Raw genomic sequence first — 15200 nt, 5'->3', positions numbered from 1 at the left:
CGGTCCAGCACTTCGGCGACCAGGCCCGGATGAGGAGCAGTTCGTTGAACCTGGTGATCTACATTCTTCGCCGTCTGGCGATATCGATTCCCGTCCTGTTGGTCGGGACTTTCCTGTGTTTCGTGATGGTCGCCGGCACCGGTGACCCGCTCGCCGAGATGAAGAGCAACCCGGCGATGAGCAAGGAAGCCATCGCGCAGATGGCCTCGCAGCTCGGGCTGGACCAGAGCATCGTGCCCCGGTACTTCACTTGGCTCGGCAACTTCGTCACCGGCGACTGGGGCGTGTCCATCGCGCAGGGCAACGCGCAGGCCCCGGTGTTCCCGAAGGTCATGGCCGCGTTCGAGGTCACCTTGAAGCTCGTGGTCGGAGCCGAGATCCTCGCGCTCATCCTCGGCGTTCTCGTCGGTGTGATCGCGGCGGTCAAGCAGTACTCGATCATCGACTACATCGCCACCACGCTGGCCTTCCTGCTGTTCTCGATGCCGATCTTCTGTGTCGCCATCGTGCTGAAGGGCTACGCGATCCAGTTCAACGGCTGGGTCCGGGATCTGGGACTGTCCGATGTGCTCGGTAACCCGTGGATCCGCACCACGAGCCCGGAATCACTGAATTTCGACGGTCCAGGCGGTTTCCTGGCCAGTTATGTCGGCGCCTATCTGCTGCCGACGCTGTCCATCATGGCGATCAGCTTCGCCGCGTACAGCCGGTTCCAGCGCGCTTCGATGCTGGAGACGCTGAACGCGGACTACGTGCGGACCGCGCGTGCGAAGGGGCTCGCCAACGGCCGGGTCATCTTCCGCCACGCCTTCCGGAACGCGCTCATCCCGGTGACCACGCTGTTCTCCGTCAACTTCGGTGCCGTGCTCTCGGGCGCGATCATCACCGAGACGGTGTTCAACTGGAATGGCATGGGCAAGCTGCTCGTCGAAGCCGTGACCAAGAGCGATACGCAGGTGATGATGGGATGGCTGGTGCTCATCGCCAGCAGCATCATCGTCGCCAACCTGATCGCCGACCTGATGTACGGCATCCTGGACCCGAGGATTCGCGTTGGCTGACTTGAACTCCCTTATCGCGGCGGAAGACGCCAAATCCGCCGATGGCACGCTCCCGGAAGAGGCACTGCCCGAACCCCGGAGCCAGGGCAAGCTGGTCCTGCGCAAGTTCCTGCGGCACAAGCTGGCCATGGTCTGCACCGGGATCCTCCTGATCCTCGTGCTGACCGTCATCATCATGCCGATCTTCTGGCCGTACAGCTACGAGGACAGCTCTTTCCCGTCCTTTGCGAAGCCCAGCGGGGACTACCCGCTCGGCACCACGCAGGTCGGCAAGGAAATGGTGTCGCAGATCCTGCGCGGCACCCAGTACTCGCTGCTGATCGCGCTGATCGTGTCGATCGTCGCGACCACCATCGGCACCGTCTTCGGGGCCATGGCCGGATATCTGCGCGGCTTCACCGACTCGGCCATCTCGCGCGTGACGGACCTGTTCCTGATCGTCCCGCAGATCGCCGCGGCCGCCATCCTGGCGAAGGTGTTCGGCGGTGGTAGCTGGTACATCGTCGCGATGGTGCTGGCCGCCTTCGGCTGGATGCCGATCGCCCGTATCGCCAGGGCGGAGTCGATGTCGCTGTCCCAGCGCGAATTCGTGGACGCCGCCCGCGCGTCCGGTGCCGGGACGTTCCACATCGTGTTCAAGCACCTGGTGCCGAACATGGTCGGCCTCATCACGGTCAACGCGACCCTCGCGATCGCGCAGGCCGTGCTGATCGAGGCGGCGCTGTCCTTCATCGGGCTGGGGGTGCAGCTGCCGGACACCTCGCTCGGCCGCGTCATCCTCGAGAACTACGCGCAGCTGCAGAACCGGCCGGCGCTGTTCTTCGGCCCGTTCATCGTGCTGGTGCTGATCTCGCTGACGATCAACTTCATCGGTGACGGCCTGCGGGACGCTTTCGACCCGCGGCAACGCAAGATGAAGGCGTGATCTTCTCCGCGCGCTGACGCAAACGCGCCGAAGGGGCGCCGACCCGCTTCAACCTCAGGTTGGGCGGGGAGGCGCCCCTTCATCGCGTTTCCGTGGGCCTCCGGCCCCAAAGAGGGCGCGCGGGGTGAAGTCTCCGGTCGGGCGCTGACGCGCCCTTCCCAGAGACCGCTGGGGTGCTGTCGGCGACGCCTCACCCCGCGTACGTGAAGGCCTCCTTCCCTACTTTGAGGGTAGGGAAGGAGGCCTTCACGGACCGAGAGCCGGAACTCACGTGATTGAAGACGTAACTCACGTGATTGAAGGCGGAACTCGCTCATTCGCCCAGAGACACGCGAGTTACGGCTCTGATCACGCGAGTTACGGGTCCAGACACGCGAGTTACGGCTTCAGACACGCGAGTTACGGCTTCAGACACGCGAGTGACGTCAAGATATGCGAAGGCCCCCTTCACCGCGTTGGACGCGGTGAAGGGGGCCTTCGCGTGGCTCTCAGGGTCAGTCGGCCACCGGGGCCAGCTTGCCCGCCTCCCAGGCCGCGCGCCGCTCGGCCTGCAGCACCGGGTCCGCCACCGGGGCGGCCGACAGCAGACGACGGGTGTAGTCCTCGCGCGGCGAGTGCAGCACCTGGTCACGCGTGCCGACCTCGACCAGCTTGCCGTACTGCATCACCGCGACGCGGTCGGCCAGCAGGTCGACGACGGCGAGGTCGTGGCTGATGAACAGGCAGGCGAACTGCAGCGAGCGCTGCAGGTCCAGGAACAGGTCCAGCACGCGGGCCTGCACCGACACGTCGAGCGCCGAGGTCGGCTCGTCCGCGATCAGCAGCGCCGGGTCGAGCGAGAGCGCCCGCGCGATGGCGACGCGCTGGCGCTGGCCGCCGGACAGCTCGTGCGGGTACCGGTTGCGGTAGTGGCCGCCGAGCTCGACCTTGTCCAAAAGGGACGCCACGCGCTCGTTCAGCGCCTTGCCCTGCAGGAACTTGTGCAGCACCATCGGCTCGGCGATCGATTCGCCGATGGTCATCTTCGGGTCCAGAGTGGACGCCGGGTCCTGGAACACGATCGAGAAGTAGCGGCGCAGCGGGCGCAGCTCCTTGTTCGACATGTTCGTGATGTCCTTGCCGGCGATCGACACGGTGCCCGCGGTCGGGGTCAGCAGGCGGATCGCGCAGCGGCCGACCGTCGACTTGCCGGAGCCGGATTCGCCGACCAGGCCGACGATCTCGCCCTTGGCGATGCTCAGCGAAACGTCGTCGACGGCGCGGTTCTTCGCCTGGCCACGGCGGCCCGGGTACTCCAGCACGAGGTTCTTGATCTCGAGCGCCGGCGCGTCTTCCTCGATCACCGCGGCGAGCTCGGAGTCCTCGAGCCGGATCTCCTCGGCGATCTTCGAGGCCTCGTCGCTGTCGGCGTCGATGCCTGAGTCGTCGAGCAGGCGGCGGCCCTCGGGGCGCTGGCCCAGCACGGGCACCGCGGCGAGCAGCTTGCGGGTGTACTCCTGCGACGGCGACGCGAACAGGTCGCGCACCGGCGCCTGCTCGACGATGTTGCCCTGGTACATCACGACCACGCGGTCGGCGAGGTCGGCGACGACGCCCATGTCGTGCGTGATCAGCACGATGGCGGTGTTGAGGGTGTCGCGCAGCTTGCGCAGCAGGCCGAGGATCTCCGCCTGCACGGTGACGTCGAGCGCCGTGGTCGGCTCGTCGGCGATGATGACCTTCGGGTCGCACGAGATCGCCATCGCGATGACGACGCGCTGGCGCAGACCGCCGGACAGCTGGTGCGGGTACTGCTTGAAGCGCAGCGGCGGGTTCGGGATGCCGACCATCTCCAGCAGCTCGATGGCGCGCTTGTCGGCGGCTTCCTTCGAGATGTCCTGGTGCGAGCGGAGGGCTTCGCGCAGCTGCCAGCCGACGGTGTAGACCGGGTTCAGCGCGGTCATCGGCTCCTGGAAGATCATCGCGACCTGGTTGCCGCGGATCTTCTGGAGGTCCTTCTCCTTGAGGTCGGCCAGGTTGCGCTCGCCGAGGCGGAGCTCGCCCGCGATCCGGCTCGTCTTCGGGAGCAGCCCGAGCACCGACATCGAGGTCACCGACTTGCCGGAACCGGACTCGCCGACCACCGCGACGATCTCACCAGGCTTGACGTCGAATCCGATGCCCTTGACGGCGTCGACCACGCCGTCGTCGGTCGGGAACGAGACGCTCAGGTCGGAGATGGACAGAACCGAACCCGACACGCCGCCGAGGTCCGACGATGCTGCTTCAGTGCTCACCAAGATGCCCTTCGTGGGGGTACATATGGTCACGGCGCAAAGCCCGTGACTCGCGCGAGGATAACCGAGAGTCGCCCGACTAAGGTCGGTGCTCAGGACTTCCGTTCCCGACACCCTATAAAGGAAAGCGCGCCGTGTTCGAATTAGTCTTCAAGCCGTGATCTCCGACCGGCCCAAATTGCTCCTGGTGCACGCCCATCCGGACGACGAAAGCATCACCACCGGTGGCACCATCGCGCGTTACGCGGCCGAAGGCGCCGAGGTGACCGTCGTCACGTGCACTCTCGGTGAGGAAGGCGAGATCATCCCGCCCTCCCTCGACGGGCTCGGTTCGTGGGCTTCCGACCAGCTCGGCGGCTACCGCGCGGGCGAGCTGGCGTCGGCCTGCGCGGCGCTGGGCGTCGCCCGGCATCGGTATCTCGGCGGCATCGGCCGCTGGCGTGACTCGGGGATGGCGGGGACGCCGTCCGCGGCCCATCCGCGCGCGTTCTCCGGCGGCGACCTCGGCGAGCAGGCGGCTCAGCTCGCCGAGATCCTCGACGAGGTCCGGCCCCAGGTCGTCGTCACCTATGACGCCTTCGGGGGTTACGGGCACCCCGATCACATCCGCGCGCACGAGGTCACCATGGCCGCGGCACCGAAGGCCGCGTCGGTCGAGCGCGTGTTCCACACCGTTTCTTCCCGAGACGCCGTCGCGGCGGGGCTCGCCGCGCTTCGCGGGCGCTCGTCGTTCCGGGTTCCCGAAGACGGCGAACTGCCGGCGACGCCGGACGAGAGCATCACGACCGTCGTCGACGTCAGCGCGCACATCCCGGCGAAGGCAGCCGCGCTCCGGGCGCACGAGACTCAGGTCAGCGTTCCGGCGCCGCCGCATCTCGCGGACCACTTCGCGCTGAGCAACGACATCGCGCAGCCGATCACCCCGAACGAGTACTTCGTGCTCGCCCACGGGCCGGCCGAGGGCGCCGCGGCCGATCTGTTCGGGGGGCTCGCGAGGTGAACGAGCCGCTCACCTCGCGGCAACGTCTGCTGCTCGCCTTGCTGACCTTCGACGCGTTCCTGCTCGGACTGCTCGAACTGTTCTTCCTGCCGCTCCGCCTCGACGGCATCGTGCTGCCGAAGCTCGGGGACGCGCCCATCCCGCTGACCGTGGTGCTCGCGGTGATCACGACCCCGCTGCTCGTGCGGACGACCGCCAAAGTGGTCCGGCCCACCTTTTCGGTGATTCCGCTGCTCGTCTGGGTACTCGTCGTACTCGGGATGGGCATGGCGGGCCCCGGTGGTGATCTGGTGCTGATACAGGACTGGCGGGCACTGCTGCTGATCGGCGGCGGAGCCCTTCCGGGAGCGTTGGCGCTGGGCGGCGGCCTGGGCAGTGCGGCGAAGGCCGCGAAGGGAGTCAGCGGTGGGTGAAGCGATTTCGGACCGTCAGGTGGTGGCGGTGCTGCGGCCGTTCGTCCGCGCCTGCGGGCCGATGGTCGACGCGCTGCGGGACGCGGATCCGTTCGGGCTGCAAGCCAGGGGGCGCAAGCACGAGGACCTCGACGGCGTCGAACCCGGCCTGAAGGACAAGCTGCTCAACGGGATCACCTCGGTCAAGGTGCCCGGCACCGCGGCATGGGCCGAGATGTCGAACTACCAGCGGACCGACTGGTGGGTGAACCGGGTCGGCCGGTTCACCGCGCTGATCACCGCGATCCCCGGGCTCGGCGGCGCGCTCGCCGACCGGTTGCCCGTGCAGGACGCGCTCGGCTCGGCGGCGCAAGGGGTGTTGCTGTGCGCGATCGCGGGGGAGTACGGCGTGACCGACGTCGGCGCCCGCGTCCGGCTGATCGCGTGGGTCCTTTTCGAACGCGACATCGATCCGGTGATCGCGGCGGGCAAACACGATGAACACGACAAGGCCGCCGAAGACGACGAAGCGGCGAAGCTCACCGAAGAGCTCGACGACGCGAAGAAGAAGCACGGCAAGATCACCCTCAAGGCCGCCGCGGGCACACTGTGGCGGCTCGGCCGGGGACTGCTGGGCATCGTCGACGAACTGGAGAAGCGGCCCCGCGGCCGCCTTTTCCACCGTGCGCTCGGGAAGTTGCCGGTGGTCGGCATGGCGGGCGACTATCTCGGCGAGCGGTCCGGCCTCAAACGCGTCTGGAAGCGGGCGCACGAGTGGTTCACCGAACACCCCGACGGCGAGCTCACTTCCAGAACATGAACGCGTCCTGGCCGTACATGGCCGCGAGCTTGAACCCTCCGACGGTGTCGAAGATCGCGAAGGACACTTGCCACAGCAACGAGCTGGCCCCGGGTACGAGGAACAGCACGGCGAACAACGCGATCGGCGCCCACGGCCGGGCCTTCGCGCCGAATTCCCGCGCGCCGGGTGAGAGATAGGGCTCGATCGCGCCCCAGCCGTCGAGGCCGGGGATCGGCAGGATGTTCAGGATGAACGTGACGATCTGAAGCAGCGCCAGGAACGAAAGCCCGATCACGAGTCCGCTCGCCATCGGCACCAGCGCGACGACGAGGGTCAGCAGGACACCGACGCCGAGGTTGCTCAGCGGCCCGGCGAGCGAAACCCACGACTGGACCGCGCGTGAGCGCAGGCGTCCGTGTTCGATCCAGACCGCGCCGCCCGGCAGCGGGATGCCGCCGATGAAGAGGAACACCAACGGCAGGATGATGGACAGTGCCGGATCCGTGTATTTCCGGACGTCCATGGACAGGTAACCCTTGTGGGCGACGCTGTGGTCGCCACCGCGGAACGCCACGACCGCGTGGCCGAACTCGTGGAGCGTCAGTGACGCGACCCAGCCGCCCGCGACGAGCAGGACGACGCCGGTGATGATGAGCGGGTCGTACTTCTGGGTGGAAATCGTCGTCGTGTCACCGAAAGCCGCCAGCACACCGCCCAGGACGGTGACCGCGAGGATGCCGAGGAAGATCGGGCTTGGCCGCACTGCTGATCTCTGCACCCCTCCAGTCTTCCGTATGCCCGATGTGAAGTTGTCGGCGTGTCCCCTTGCGCGATGAGGCCTGAGTATCCCCCGAACTCGCTACTCCGCTTGACCTGACCGCACTACACGGGTGTAATCACAGTGATGTCATTCGTCGCTGGAAGGGGGCGGCGGATGGTGTTTCAACACCGCCAGCCTGGGGAGTGCGTGGACAGCGAGGAGGCGGACGTGCGGTTGGAAGCAGATGGAAGGGAATGGGGGCAAGTCGTGGGTTGGGGTGAGGTCCCGGAGCAGCAACTGGGCGATCTCACCGAGCTTTTCGACGATGCCTCCGCGGAAGAGCAGGACTGGCAGGAACGGGCCCTCTGCGCGCAGACGGACCCGGAGGCGTTCTTCCCCGAGAAGGGCGGCTCCACCCGCGAAGCCAAGCGGATCTGCCTCGGTTGCGAGGTCAAGGACGAGTGCCTCGAGTACGCCCTCGCGCATGACGAGCGGTTCGGTATTTGGGGCGGGCTCTCCGAACGTGAGCGTAGGAAACTGAAAAAGCGAGCTGTGTGACGGCGATCTCCGGAGGCCTCGTGCGCCGGAGATCGCTTCCGCCCGCTTCCACATAGTGGGGCCACCAACGGGTGACAGGGTCGCGTCGTAGGGTGGCGGCACTCGACTTCGCCGCCACATCTGGAGTGCCCGTTGTCTCGCACTGCCGCGTCACCTGTGCCGCGCACGGTCCCCGTTCTGGCCATTGTGGTCTGTCACAACGGCGAGAACTGGTTGCCACTGGCGCTTTCCGCGCTGCGGCGCAGCGGTGTCCGGCCGCGGCACGTGCTCGCGGTCGACACCGGATCCACCGATCGGACGGCGAAGATCCTCGCCGACGCGGCGGCCGACGGCGATGCGCCGGTCTTGGATGGAATTCTCACACTTTCCGGTGATATCGGCTTCGGTGCCGCGGTCGGCGAGGCCGTCGAGCACGCCGTCGAACGCTGGGGTGATCCCGGCGGCTGGCTCTGGCTGCTGCACGACGACTGCGCGCCGGAACCCGCCTGTCTCGAAAACCTGTTGGCAGCGGCCGAAAACGAGCCCGAGGCGACGGTGCTCGGCCCGCTGGCGGTCGACTGGAGCGACCCGCGCCTGATCGTCGAAGCCGGGTTGTCGACCGACGCCATCGGCCATCGGCAGCAGATCTCGCCGGACGAGACCGACACCGCCGTACTCGCCGTGCCGAGCGCGGGATCGCTGGTGCGCCGGGAAGTCTGGCACGAACTCGGTGGCTACGACCCCGGCTTTCCCTTGCTGCGCGAGGATCTCGACTTCGGCTGGCGGGCCAACGCCGCGGGCGGCCGCGTGCTTTCGGTGCCGGCGGCCCGGCTGCGGCACGCCCGCGCGCTCAGCACCGGACAGCGCGAACCGGACGCCCTCGGCCTTTCCCTCGCGACGGCGAACCGCGCGCACGGGCTCCGGGTCTTCCTCGTCAATTGCTCGCCACTGTCCTTTTGGTTCGGCCTTTTTCGAATTCCGGTCTTCGCCGTGCTGCGAGCGCTCGCGTTCCTGCTGCTGCGGCGCACCGGCGAGGCGAGCGCGGAACTCGCGGCCACGTGGCACCTTCTGCGCGGTCGCGGTGGACTGCGCGCGGCTCGCGCCGAACGCCGGAAGACCGACCGGCCGGGTGCGGTCCGCGGCCTGTTCACCGGACGGGCGACACGGTTCCGCAACGCGGTGCGCGCGGGCGTCGTCGGCCTCGTACGGCGTGGCGTGGAACGGGATTTCGCCCTCGGGACGGTGCCGGAGGGCGTGGATCAGGAAGGGGCCTGGATCCCGCCGGAGGCGTTGAAGGCCGGGCAAGATCGTCCGGTCGGTCCCGGCGCGCTGCCCGCGGGGGCGATGCGCGGCGTCGGCTCGCGGGGGACGGGCCTGCGGCGGCCCAGCGCGGTCGTCGCGGTCGCGGTTCCCGAAAAACCCGCGACGGCGGGGCCGAAACCGTCGCCGGTGCCGCGGGACGGCGGACCGCGGCCGGAACCGGAACTCGTCTTTGTGGAGGTCGACCGGAAGCGGGTGCTCGGCGCGACCGTGTTCGCGCCGCCGGTCCTCATGCTCGTCGTGCTGACGGCGCTCGCGTTCGTGGTCAACGGATCCCGGCTCGGGCTCGACCTCTTCGGCGGGAAACTGCTGCCGGTCGGCGGGCTCGGCGAGATCTGGTCGTCGTATCTCGCGCCGTGGCACGCGATCGCGGGCGGCACGGCGAGTCCCGCACCCGCGACGCTTCCGGTGCTGGGCACGATCGGCGCGCTCTTCACGCCCATCGGCGGTCCCGCGGCACTGGTCGCGATCCTGCTGATCGGCGACATCCCGCTCGCCGCCCTGAGCGCGTACGTGGCCACTCGGCACCTTCGCGTGCGCCGCTGGGTGCGTGCCGTCGGGGCGGCGGCGTACGGCGTGCTCCCCGCGGCCACGGCTTCGGTCGCGCAGGGACGGCTCGACGTCGTCGTCGTGCATCTGCTGCTGCCGTTGGTGATCGCGGGCATCGTGGGGCTGCTGGTCCGCGCGGACTCGCGCTGGCTGCACGTTTCCGCGCTGAGCGCGATCGGGCTGGCGCTGATCGGCGCCTTCTCCCCGCTGGCGCACGCGCTGGCGTTGGTCGGGCTGGTGATCGGGTTCGTGGTGCTGCCTTCGCCTACCGGGCTCGCGCGACGGATCGCGTCGGTCGGCATCGTGGTCTTCCTGCCGCTGGCGTTGTTGCTGCCGTGGCCGAGTGTGCTGCTGAGGCATCCGGAACTGCTGTTGCACGGGCTCGGTGGTGGCGCCACGGCCGCGTCCGGTGCCGACCTCGCCGGGCTGGACCCTGGCGGACCCGGAGCGTGGCCGATCGGGGTGGCGCTGGTCGCGGCCGCGATCGTCGCGCTGGTGGTCCGGCCGTCGAAGGGCGCGGGCGGCGGGATCGCGGTCGTCGTACTGGGTGTGCTCGGGCTCGTGGCGGTGCGGTTCGTGGCGGTGACGCCGATGTCGGGCGGCGCGCACGCGACCGGGTACGCCGGGGTGCCGCTGCTGGTGATCGGCGCGGGACTGGTGTGGACGGTGCTGGCGACCTGGCAGAGGGGCGGGTCCGGTGCCGACCCCGCGCCGTGGCTGGCGAAGGTCACGGCGGTGGCCGGGGTGCTCGTGCTGCTGGCGCTGGCGACCGGTGCGGTCGTCGCCGGACGCGAAGGGCCCTTGCGGGCAGGGGAGCGTCCTTCACTAGCGCCGGAGATCTCCGCGGAACTGGCTACGAGCGGACGTTCGGTGCTGGTGATCGGTGACCTCGCCCGGCAGACCGGTGGGCGCTTGCCGAGTTTCGGCGACGACGAATTCGCGCCGACGCCGGGCAGCGCCGATCGGCTGGCTTCGTGGCGCCGGGACCTCCTGCAAGGCTCACCGGACGCGGTGAAGCAGGCCTTCGCGGCGGCTTTGGCCTCGGGGGTCTCGTACGTGGTGCTGCCGAATGGTGCCGACGGCGGTGCCTTCGTCGAACTCGCGCGCGACCTGGTCGCTCCGGCGGCGCCGACCTCCGACGGCCGTCCGGTGCTGCGCCTGCTGCCCGCCGGTGGGCAGGTGGCGTTGATTTCGCCGGAACTGGCGCAGGCCGCCGTGACCGGGAAGGGCGCGCCGGGAGCGTCGCCCGGGGTGGCGCCGGTGCAGGCCGGGCTGCCGGACGTGCGGGTGCGCGTCTCGGAGGGGCCGACCGGGCGGCTGCTCGTGCTGGCCGCGGAGTTCGAGGCGGGCTGGCAGGCGAGCGTGGACGGCAAAGCCGTGCCGATCGTGCGGGCTTGGGGGCATCAGGTGGCGGTTTCGGTGCCGCCCACGCCTTCGGAGGTCGTGGTGGAGCACCAGGGGACGACGCGGAACTTGCTGCTGCTGGCGCAGGTGGCCGCGGTGCTGTTCACGCTGTTGACCGCTGTTCCCACGCGGAGGCGACGCTCGACTTCTTGAGCGCTTTCGGCTCGCTGTCCTGAAGGGCACCTTTCGCGCCTCTCGCTGCGCTTGGCCGCTTCGCCGCTTGGCTGGTTCCGATGCCCCCAATGTGGCATTGGGGACACTCAGCGTCCCCAATGCCACATTGGGGACATCCCACATCCCGCCTCCGGGACCCTCCGAGCCTCCTGCGCCCTTGAGTTGTCCACAGTCCCTTCCCCTTGTGGACAACTTCGCCCTCCAGTGCCGTTTTCGCAGGTCCCGTCGGTGCTCTGCGATACGCTGGGCTGGGGACGCCCCCCGGGGAAGGGCGGGGGCTGGGCTGGTGAGGGCGGGGGTTAGTCGCCTTCGATGACGTCGGGTTCGACGCCCAGGTAGCCCGCCACCTGTTCCACGAGGACGTCGTGGACGAGTTCCGCGAGTTCGCCGGGGTCTTTCGCGCGCGCTTCGAGGGGGCGCCGGTAGAGGACGATGCGGGCCCGTGTCGGGAGGCCGGCGCGGTCGACGCCGGCGGGTACGAGCCGCGAGAGAGGGACGGCGCCGTCGTGCAACACGCCGTCCACTCCGGCCGGTGCGCCATCCGAGCGAACTTCGGGGACGTCGTCGACGGCGACGTCGAGCTTCGTCAGCTCGTGCCGCCACCGCGCTTCGATCGGTTCGAGCGCGTCCAAAACCAGCGCGTCGAACCTTTCCGCCCTGCTAGCGGCGGCGGGAAGGGTCGACGGATACAGCGCTCCGCGCAGGCCCCGGCCGTGCCGGTCCCGTCGCATCCGCCGTCGCTGTCGGGAATCACGAGCCGTCGCCACGAACCGAAGGGTACGCGCTCGGCGATTCAAAGCGCGTGTCGCCGGTACGCCGCGCTCGCGACGCGCTATCGTTCTCGATCGTGCGGAGCGTACGAAAGTGTTCGCGAACGGGTTGTCTCGAACCCGCTGTCGCCACGCTCACGTATGCCTACAGCGATTCGACAGCCGTCGTGGGCCCTCTGGCCACCGCGAGCGAGCCGCACTCCTATGACCTCTGCGAGGCGCACGCCCTCCGGCTGACCGTGCCCAAGGGCTGGGAAGTCGTCCGGCACGAAGGGGGCTTCGCCGCCCCGGATCCCTCCGCGGACGAGCTGACCGCGCTGGCCGAGGCCGTGCGCGAAGCGGGTCGCTCCGACAAGCCCGCGCCCGAGCCCGAACCCGAGGGCCCCTCGGGCAGGCGCGGCCACCTGCGCGTCCTGCCCGGCCGCGCCTGACGCGAGGGCTCGCCGGTAGGCTTTCGAGCGCGCCAGAGGGCGTTGTAACGAGACTATTGGCGGGGAGCAGGCGTGCCAGACCTTTCGGGCATCGTGAAGGCCTACGACATTCGCGGCGTGGTCGGTGAGCAGCTGGACGCGGCACTCGTCCGCGACCTCGGATCGGCGTTCGCCCTGTTGATCAAGCCGGAGTCCGACTCCGTGGTGATCGGCCACGACATGCGCGAGTCCTCGCCCGAGCTGTCCGCCGCCTTCGCCGACGGCGTGACCTCGCAGGGGCTCGACGTCGTGTCCATCGGCCTCGCCAGCACCGACCAGCTGTACTTCGCGTCCGGGTCGCTCAACCTGCCGGGCGCCATGTTCACCGCCAGCCACAACCCGGCGAAGTACAACGGCATCAAGCTGTGCCGCTCGGGTGCCGCCCCGGTCGGCCAGGACTCCGGTCTCGCGGAGATCCGCGACACCGTCGAGCAGGGCGTGCCCGCCTTCGAGGGCCAGCGCGGTTCGGTGACCGAGAAGGACGTCCTCGCGGACTACGCGGCGTACCTGCGCAAGCTCGTCGACCTCTCGGGCAGCCGCCCGCTGAAGGTCGTCGTCGACGCCGGCAACGGCATGGGCGGCTACACCGTCCCCACGGTCTTCGCGGGCCTGCCCATCGAGGTCGTCCCGATGTACTTCGAGCTCGACGGAAACTTCCCGAACCACGAGGCGAACCCGCTCGACCCGAAGAACATCGTCGACCTCCAGGCGAAGGTGCGCGAGGAAGGCGCCGACGCGGGCCTCGCCTTCGACGGCGACGCGGACCGCTGCTTCGTCGTCGACGAGCGCGGCGAACCGGTCTCGCCGAGCGCCATCACCGCGCTGGTCGCGGTCCGCGAGCTCGAGAAGGAGCCGGGCGGCACCATCATCCACAACCTGATCACGTCGAAGGGTGTCCCGGAGATCGTCGCCGAGCACGGCGGCAAGCCGGTGCGCACCCGGGTCGGGCACTCGTTCATCAAGGGCGAGATGGCCAAGACCGGCGCGATCTTCGGCGGCGAGCACTCCGCGCACTACTACTTCCGCGACTTCTGGCGGGCCGACACCGGCATGCTGGCCGCGCTGCATGTCCTCGCCGCCCTCGGCGAGCAGGCGGGCCCGCTGTCCGAACTGACGGCGGAGTACTCGCGCTACGCGGCCTCCGGCGAGATCAACTCGACCGTCGACGACCAGGTCGCGCGCATGATCGCGGTCAAGGACGCCTTCGGCGCGCGGGACGGCGTCGAGATCGACGAACTGGACGGGCTCACCGTGCAGCTCCCCGGCGGTGGCTGGTTCAACCTGCGCCCGTCCAACACCGAGCCGCTGCTCCGCCTGAACGTCGAGGCCGCCGACGCCGAGGCCGTCCGGGCGCTGACCGAAGACGTATTGGCGATTGTCCGTGGGTAACGAATGTGTCGTGAAAACACACATAGAGTCGTCCCACAGGTAGGGAGTAACCATGGCCGTCACGTTCGACGCACAGTTGCTGGAGATCCTGGCCTGCCCGTCCCCCGATCACGCGCCGCTGCGGCCGGGGACGACGGCCGATCCGGAGGCCGATGCGCTGACCTGCACGGAATGCGGTCGCGTGTATCCGGTCCGTGATGGAATCCCGGTACTGTTGCTGGACGAAGCCACCGAGCCGACGACCCCGGATGGCGCTCATGCCGACGGTCCCTGACGATTCCCTGCTCGACGATCCCGCGAGGCTGGCCGAGGCCGACACCGCGGGGCTTCTCCGTGCCGCCGCGATGGCGGGCGCCCAGGTCCGGGCGACCGCCGAAGCCGCGGCCGAACTCGAGCTGAGCGATCGCCTGGACGTCGGGCGCCCGCGCTCGCTCGTGCTGATCGACCGGCCGGGGGTCAGCCGGACGCTGACCCGGCTGGTCGCCGCGCTCCTGACCCCGTCGTGCCCGGTGCCGGTCGTCGTCGCCGAGGTGGTGCCGAGCTGGATCGGCGCGCTCGACGTGGTCTTCGCGCACACCGACGACGCCGGAGACCGTGAGCTGGCCGCCTCGTTGGAGCGCGCCGCCCGGTTCGGGGCGACCGTCGTGCTGTCCGCGCCCGACGAAGGCCCGGTCGCGGCCTCCGTCGCGGGCAAGGGGCTGCTGCTCGCGCCGAGGCTCCCGGTCCCGCCGGAGATGGCCTTCCCGCGCGGGCTCGCCGCCGCGCTGCTCACCGCGAACGCGCTCGGCCTGCTGGTGGCCGACCTCGAACAGCTCGCGGACCACCTCGACGCGGAAGCCGAGAAGGACTACCTGGCCAGGGACTCGTTCGCGAACCCGGCCAAGGCGATGGCACTGAAGCTGGCCGAGCGCCAGCCGCTGCTGTGGGGACTGGACCCGGTCGCGGTCGCCGTCGGCGAGCACGCGGCCCACGCGTTCGCCGCGCACGCCGCCGTCGTCTGTGACGTCGAGGACTATCGCCAGGCACTGGCCAGGCCCGCTTTGCGGCGGGCGGCGTTGTCCGGCGGAGCGGAGCGCGATATCTTCGCGGACCCGGAGGAGGGGGCCGGCGCGACGCCGAGGGTGCTGCTCCTCTCGGTCCGGACGGGGCCCGCCGCGGAGGCGGCCCGCTATCAGGCGGAAGACCTGCTGCCCGGCGGCGACGTGATCGCCCCGGCCGAAGAGATCGAAACGGACGAGATCGTGCGTGCGGCCGTTCTCGCGCTGCGTTTCGAGCTGGCCGCGGTCTATCTGGGGCTGGCCGTGGGCAGCATCGGCGGCGCCGGGAGGTACACGCCTGCAACGGCGTGAGTCCCGAGCGCGACGTAAGCAA

The 15200-nt window shown here is 69.5% G+C and carries 14 protein-coding genes; 11 read left to right on the top strand and 3 right to left on the bottom strand.

Annotated features, from left to right (window positions below; genetic code table 11):
* Nucleotides 1–44: 44 nt before the first annotated feature.
* The gene (locus ACIRGA_RS31615; RefSeq protein WP_400947954.1) at nt 45–1061 is read left to right on the top strand and encodes an ABC transporter permease; all 1017 of its coding nucleotides are present in this window, start codon (nt 45–47) and stop codon (nt 1059–1061) included.
* 1 nt (nt 1062) lies between these two features.
* Nucleotides 1063–1986, top strand: a complete 924-nt coding sequence (locus tag ACIRGA_RS31610; protein WP_400947951.1) for an ABC transporter permease — start codon at nt 1063–1065, stop codon at nt 1984–1986.
* A gap of 494 nt (nt 1987–2480) precedes the next feature.
* Here the strand turns inward: ACIRGA_RS31610 and ACIRGA_RS31605 are convergent, their stop codons facing one another.
* Nucleotides 2481–4262 (bottom strand): ABC transporter ATP-binding protein, encoded by a 1782-nt coding sequence (locus tag ACIRGA_RS31605; RefSeq protein ID WP_400947876.1) that lies wholly within the window; start codon nt 4260–4262, stop codon nt 2481–2483.
* Between the two features lie 157 nt (nt 4263–4419).
* Here ACIRGA_RS31605 and mshB point away from each other — a divergent pair, with 157 nt between their 5' ends.
* Genes mshB through ACIRGA_RS31590 form a run of 3 tightly spaced genes read left to right on the top strand, consistent with a single transcriptional unit; the run spans nt 4420 to nt 6474 of the window.
* Nucleotides 4420–5262: an N-acetyl-1-D-myo-inositol-2-amino-2-deoxy-alpha-D-glucopyranoside deacetylase gene (mshB, locus tag ACIRGA_RS31600; RefSeq protein WP_400947873.1), complete on the top strand. Its 843-nt coding sequence runs from the start codon at nt 4420–4422 to the stop codon at nt 5260–5262.
* A complete protein-coding gene (locus tag ACIRGA_RS31595; RefSeq protein WP_400947870.1) occupies nt 5259–5675 on the top strand; it encodes a hypothetical protein in 417 nt (138 codons plus the stop codon). Before mshB ends, ACIRGA_RS31595 begins: the two co-directional genes overlap by 4 nt.
* Nucleotides 5668–6474, top strand: a complete 807-nt coding sequence (locus tag ACIRGA_RS31590) for a hypothetical protein (RefSeq protein ID WP_400947867.1) — start codon at nt 5668–5670, stop codon at nt 6472–6474. The genes ACIRGA_RS31595 and ACIRGA_RS31590 overlap by 8 nt, the downstream gene beginning before the upstream one ends.
* Here the strand turns inward: ACIRGA_RS31590 and ACIRGA_RS31585 are convergent.
* A complete protein-coding gene (locus ACIRGA_RS31585) occupies nt 6458–7219 on the bottom strand; it encodes a site-2 protease family protein (RefSeq protein WP_400947949.1) in 762 nt (253 codons plus the stop codon). The two genes, ACIRGA_RS31590 and ACIRGA_RS31585, sit on opposite strands and share 17 nt — an antisense overlap.
* Before the next feature lie 171 nt (nt 7220–7390).
* On the opposite strand from ACIRGA_RS31585, the gene ACIRGA_RS31580 reads away from it, so the two are divergent.
* Together ACIRGA_RS31580 and ACIRGA_RS31575 are read left to right on the top strand one after the other, a co-directional pair.
* Nucleotides 7391–7774 (top strand): WhiB family transcriptional regulator, encoded by a 384-nt coding sequence (locus ACIRGA_RS31580; RefSeq protein WP_007028952.1) that lies wholly within the window; start codon nt 7391–7393, stop codon nt 7772–7774.
* A gap of 132 nt (nt 7775–7906) precedes the next feature.
* Nucleotides 7907–11179: a glycosyltransferase gene (locus ACIRGA_RS31575; RefSeq protein ID WP_400947865.1), complete on the top strand. Its 3273-nt coding sequence runs from the start codon at nt 7907–7909 to the stop codon at nt 11177–11179.
* Between the two features lie 320 nt (nt 11180–11499).
* Here the strand turns inward: ACIRGA_RS31575 and ACIRGA_RS31570 are convergent, their stop codons facing one another.
* Nucleotides 11500–11931, bottom strand: coding sequence for a metallopeptidase family protein (locus ACIRGA_RS31570; protein ID WP_005150818.1), 432 nt, complete (start codon nt 11929–11931; stop codon nt 11500–11502).
* A 116-nt stretch (nt 11932–12047) separates the two neighbouring features.
* On the opposite strand from ACIRGA_RS31570, the gene ACIRGA_RS31565 reads away from it, so the two are divergent.
* From ACIRGA_RS31565 to ACIRGA_RS31550, 4 genes are all read left to right on the top strand, one after another.
* Nucleotides 12048–12401, top strand: coding sequence for a DUF3499 domain-containing protein (locus tag ACIRGA_RS31565; RefSeq protein ID WP_400947862.1), 354 nt, complete (start codon nt 12048–12050; stop codon nt 12399–12401).
* 72 nt (nt 12402–12473) lie between these two features.
* Nucleotides 12474–13829 (top strand): phosphomannomutase/phosphoglucomutase, encoded by a 1356-nt coding sequence (locus ACIRGA_RS31560; protein ID WP_400947859.1) that lies wholly within the window; start codon nt 12474–12476, stop codon nt 13827–13829.
* Between the two features lie 52 nt (nt 13830–13881).
* Nucleotides 13882–14103, top strand: a complete 222-nt coding sequence (locus tag ACIRGA_RS31555; RefSeq protein WP_240599820.1) for a Trm112 family protein — start codon at nt 13882–13884, stop codon at nt 14101–14103.
* Complete coding sequence (locus ACIRGA_RS31550; RefSeq protein ID WP_400947857.1) at nt 14087–15178, top strand: hypothetical protein; 1092 nt, start codon at nt 14087–14089, stop codon at nt 15176–15178. Before ACIRGA_RS31555 ends, ACIRGA_RS31550 begins: the two co-directional genes overlap by 17 nt.
* The last annotated feature ends 22 nt before the right edge of the window (nt 15179–15200 follow it).

The sequence above is a fragment of the Amycolatopsis sp. NPDC102389 genome (assembly GCF_044765885.1).
Taxonomy (GTDB): Bacteria; Actinomycetota; Actinomycetes; order Mycobacteriales; family Pseudonocardiaceae; genus Amycolatopsis.
Note: the sequence above shows the minus strand (reverse complement) of the source record. Positions and strands in the feature narration are given on the sequence as shown.

Bases quoted from the DNA above. Each gene is read 5' to 3' on its own strand.
- ACIRGA_RS31550 (WP_400947857.1), top strand. From the start codon at position 14,087: ATGCCGACGGTCCCTGACGATTCCCTGCTCGACGATCCCGCGAGGCTG.
- ACIRGA_RS31580 (WP_007028952.1), top strand. From the start codon at position 7,391: ATGGTGTTTCAACACCGCCAGCCTGGGGAGTGCGTGGACAGCGAGGAG.
- ACIRGA_RS31555 (WP_240599820.1), top strand. From the start codon at position 13,882: ATGGCCGTCACGTTCGACGCACAGTTGCTGGAGATCCTGGCCTGCCCG.
- ACIRGA_RS31570 (WP_005150818.1), bottom strand. From the start codon at position 11,931: ATGCGACGGGACCGGCACGGCCGGGGCCTGCGCGGAGCGCTGTATCCG.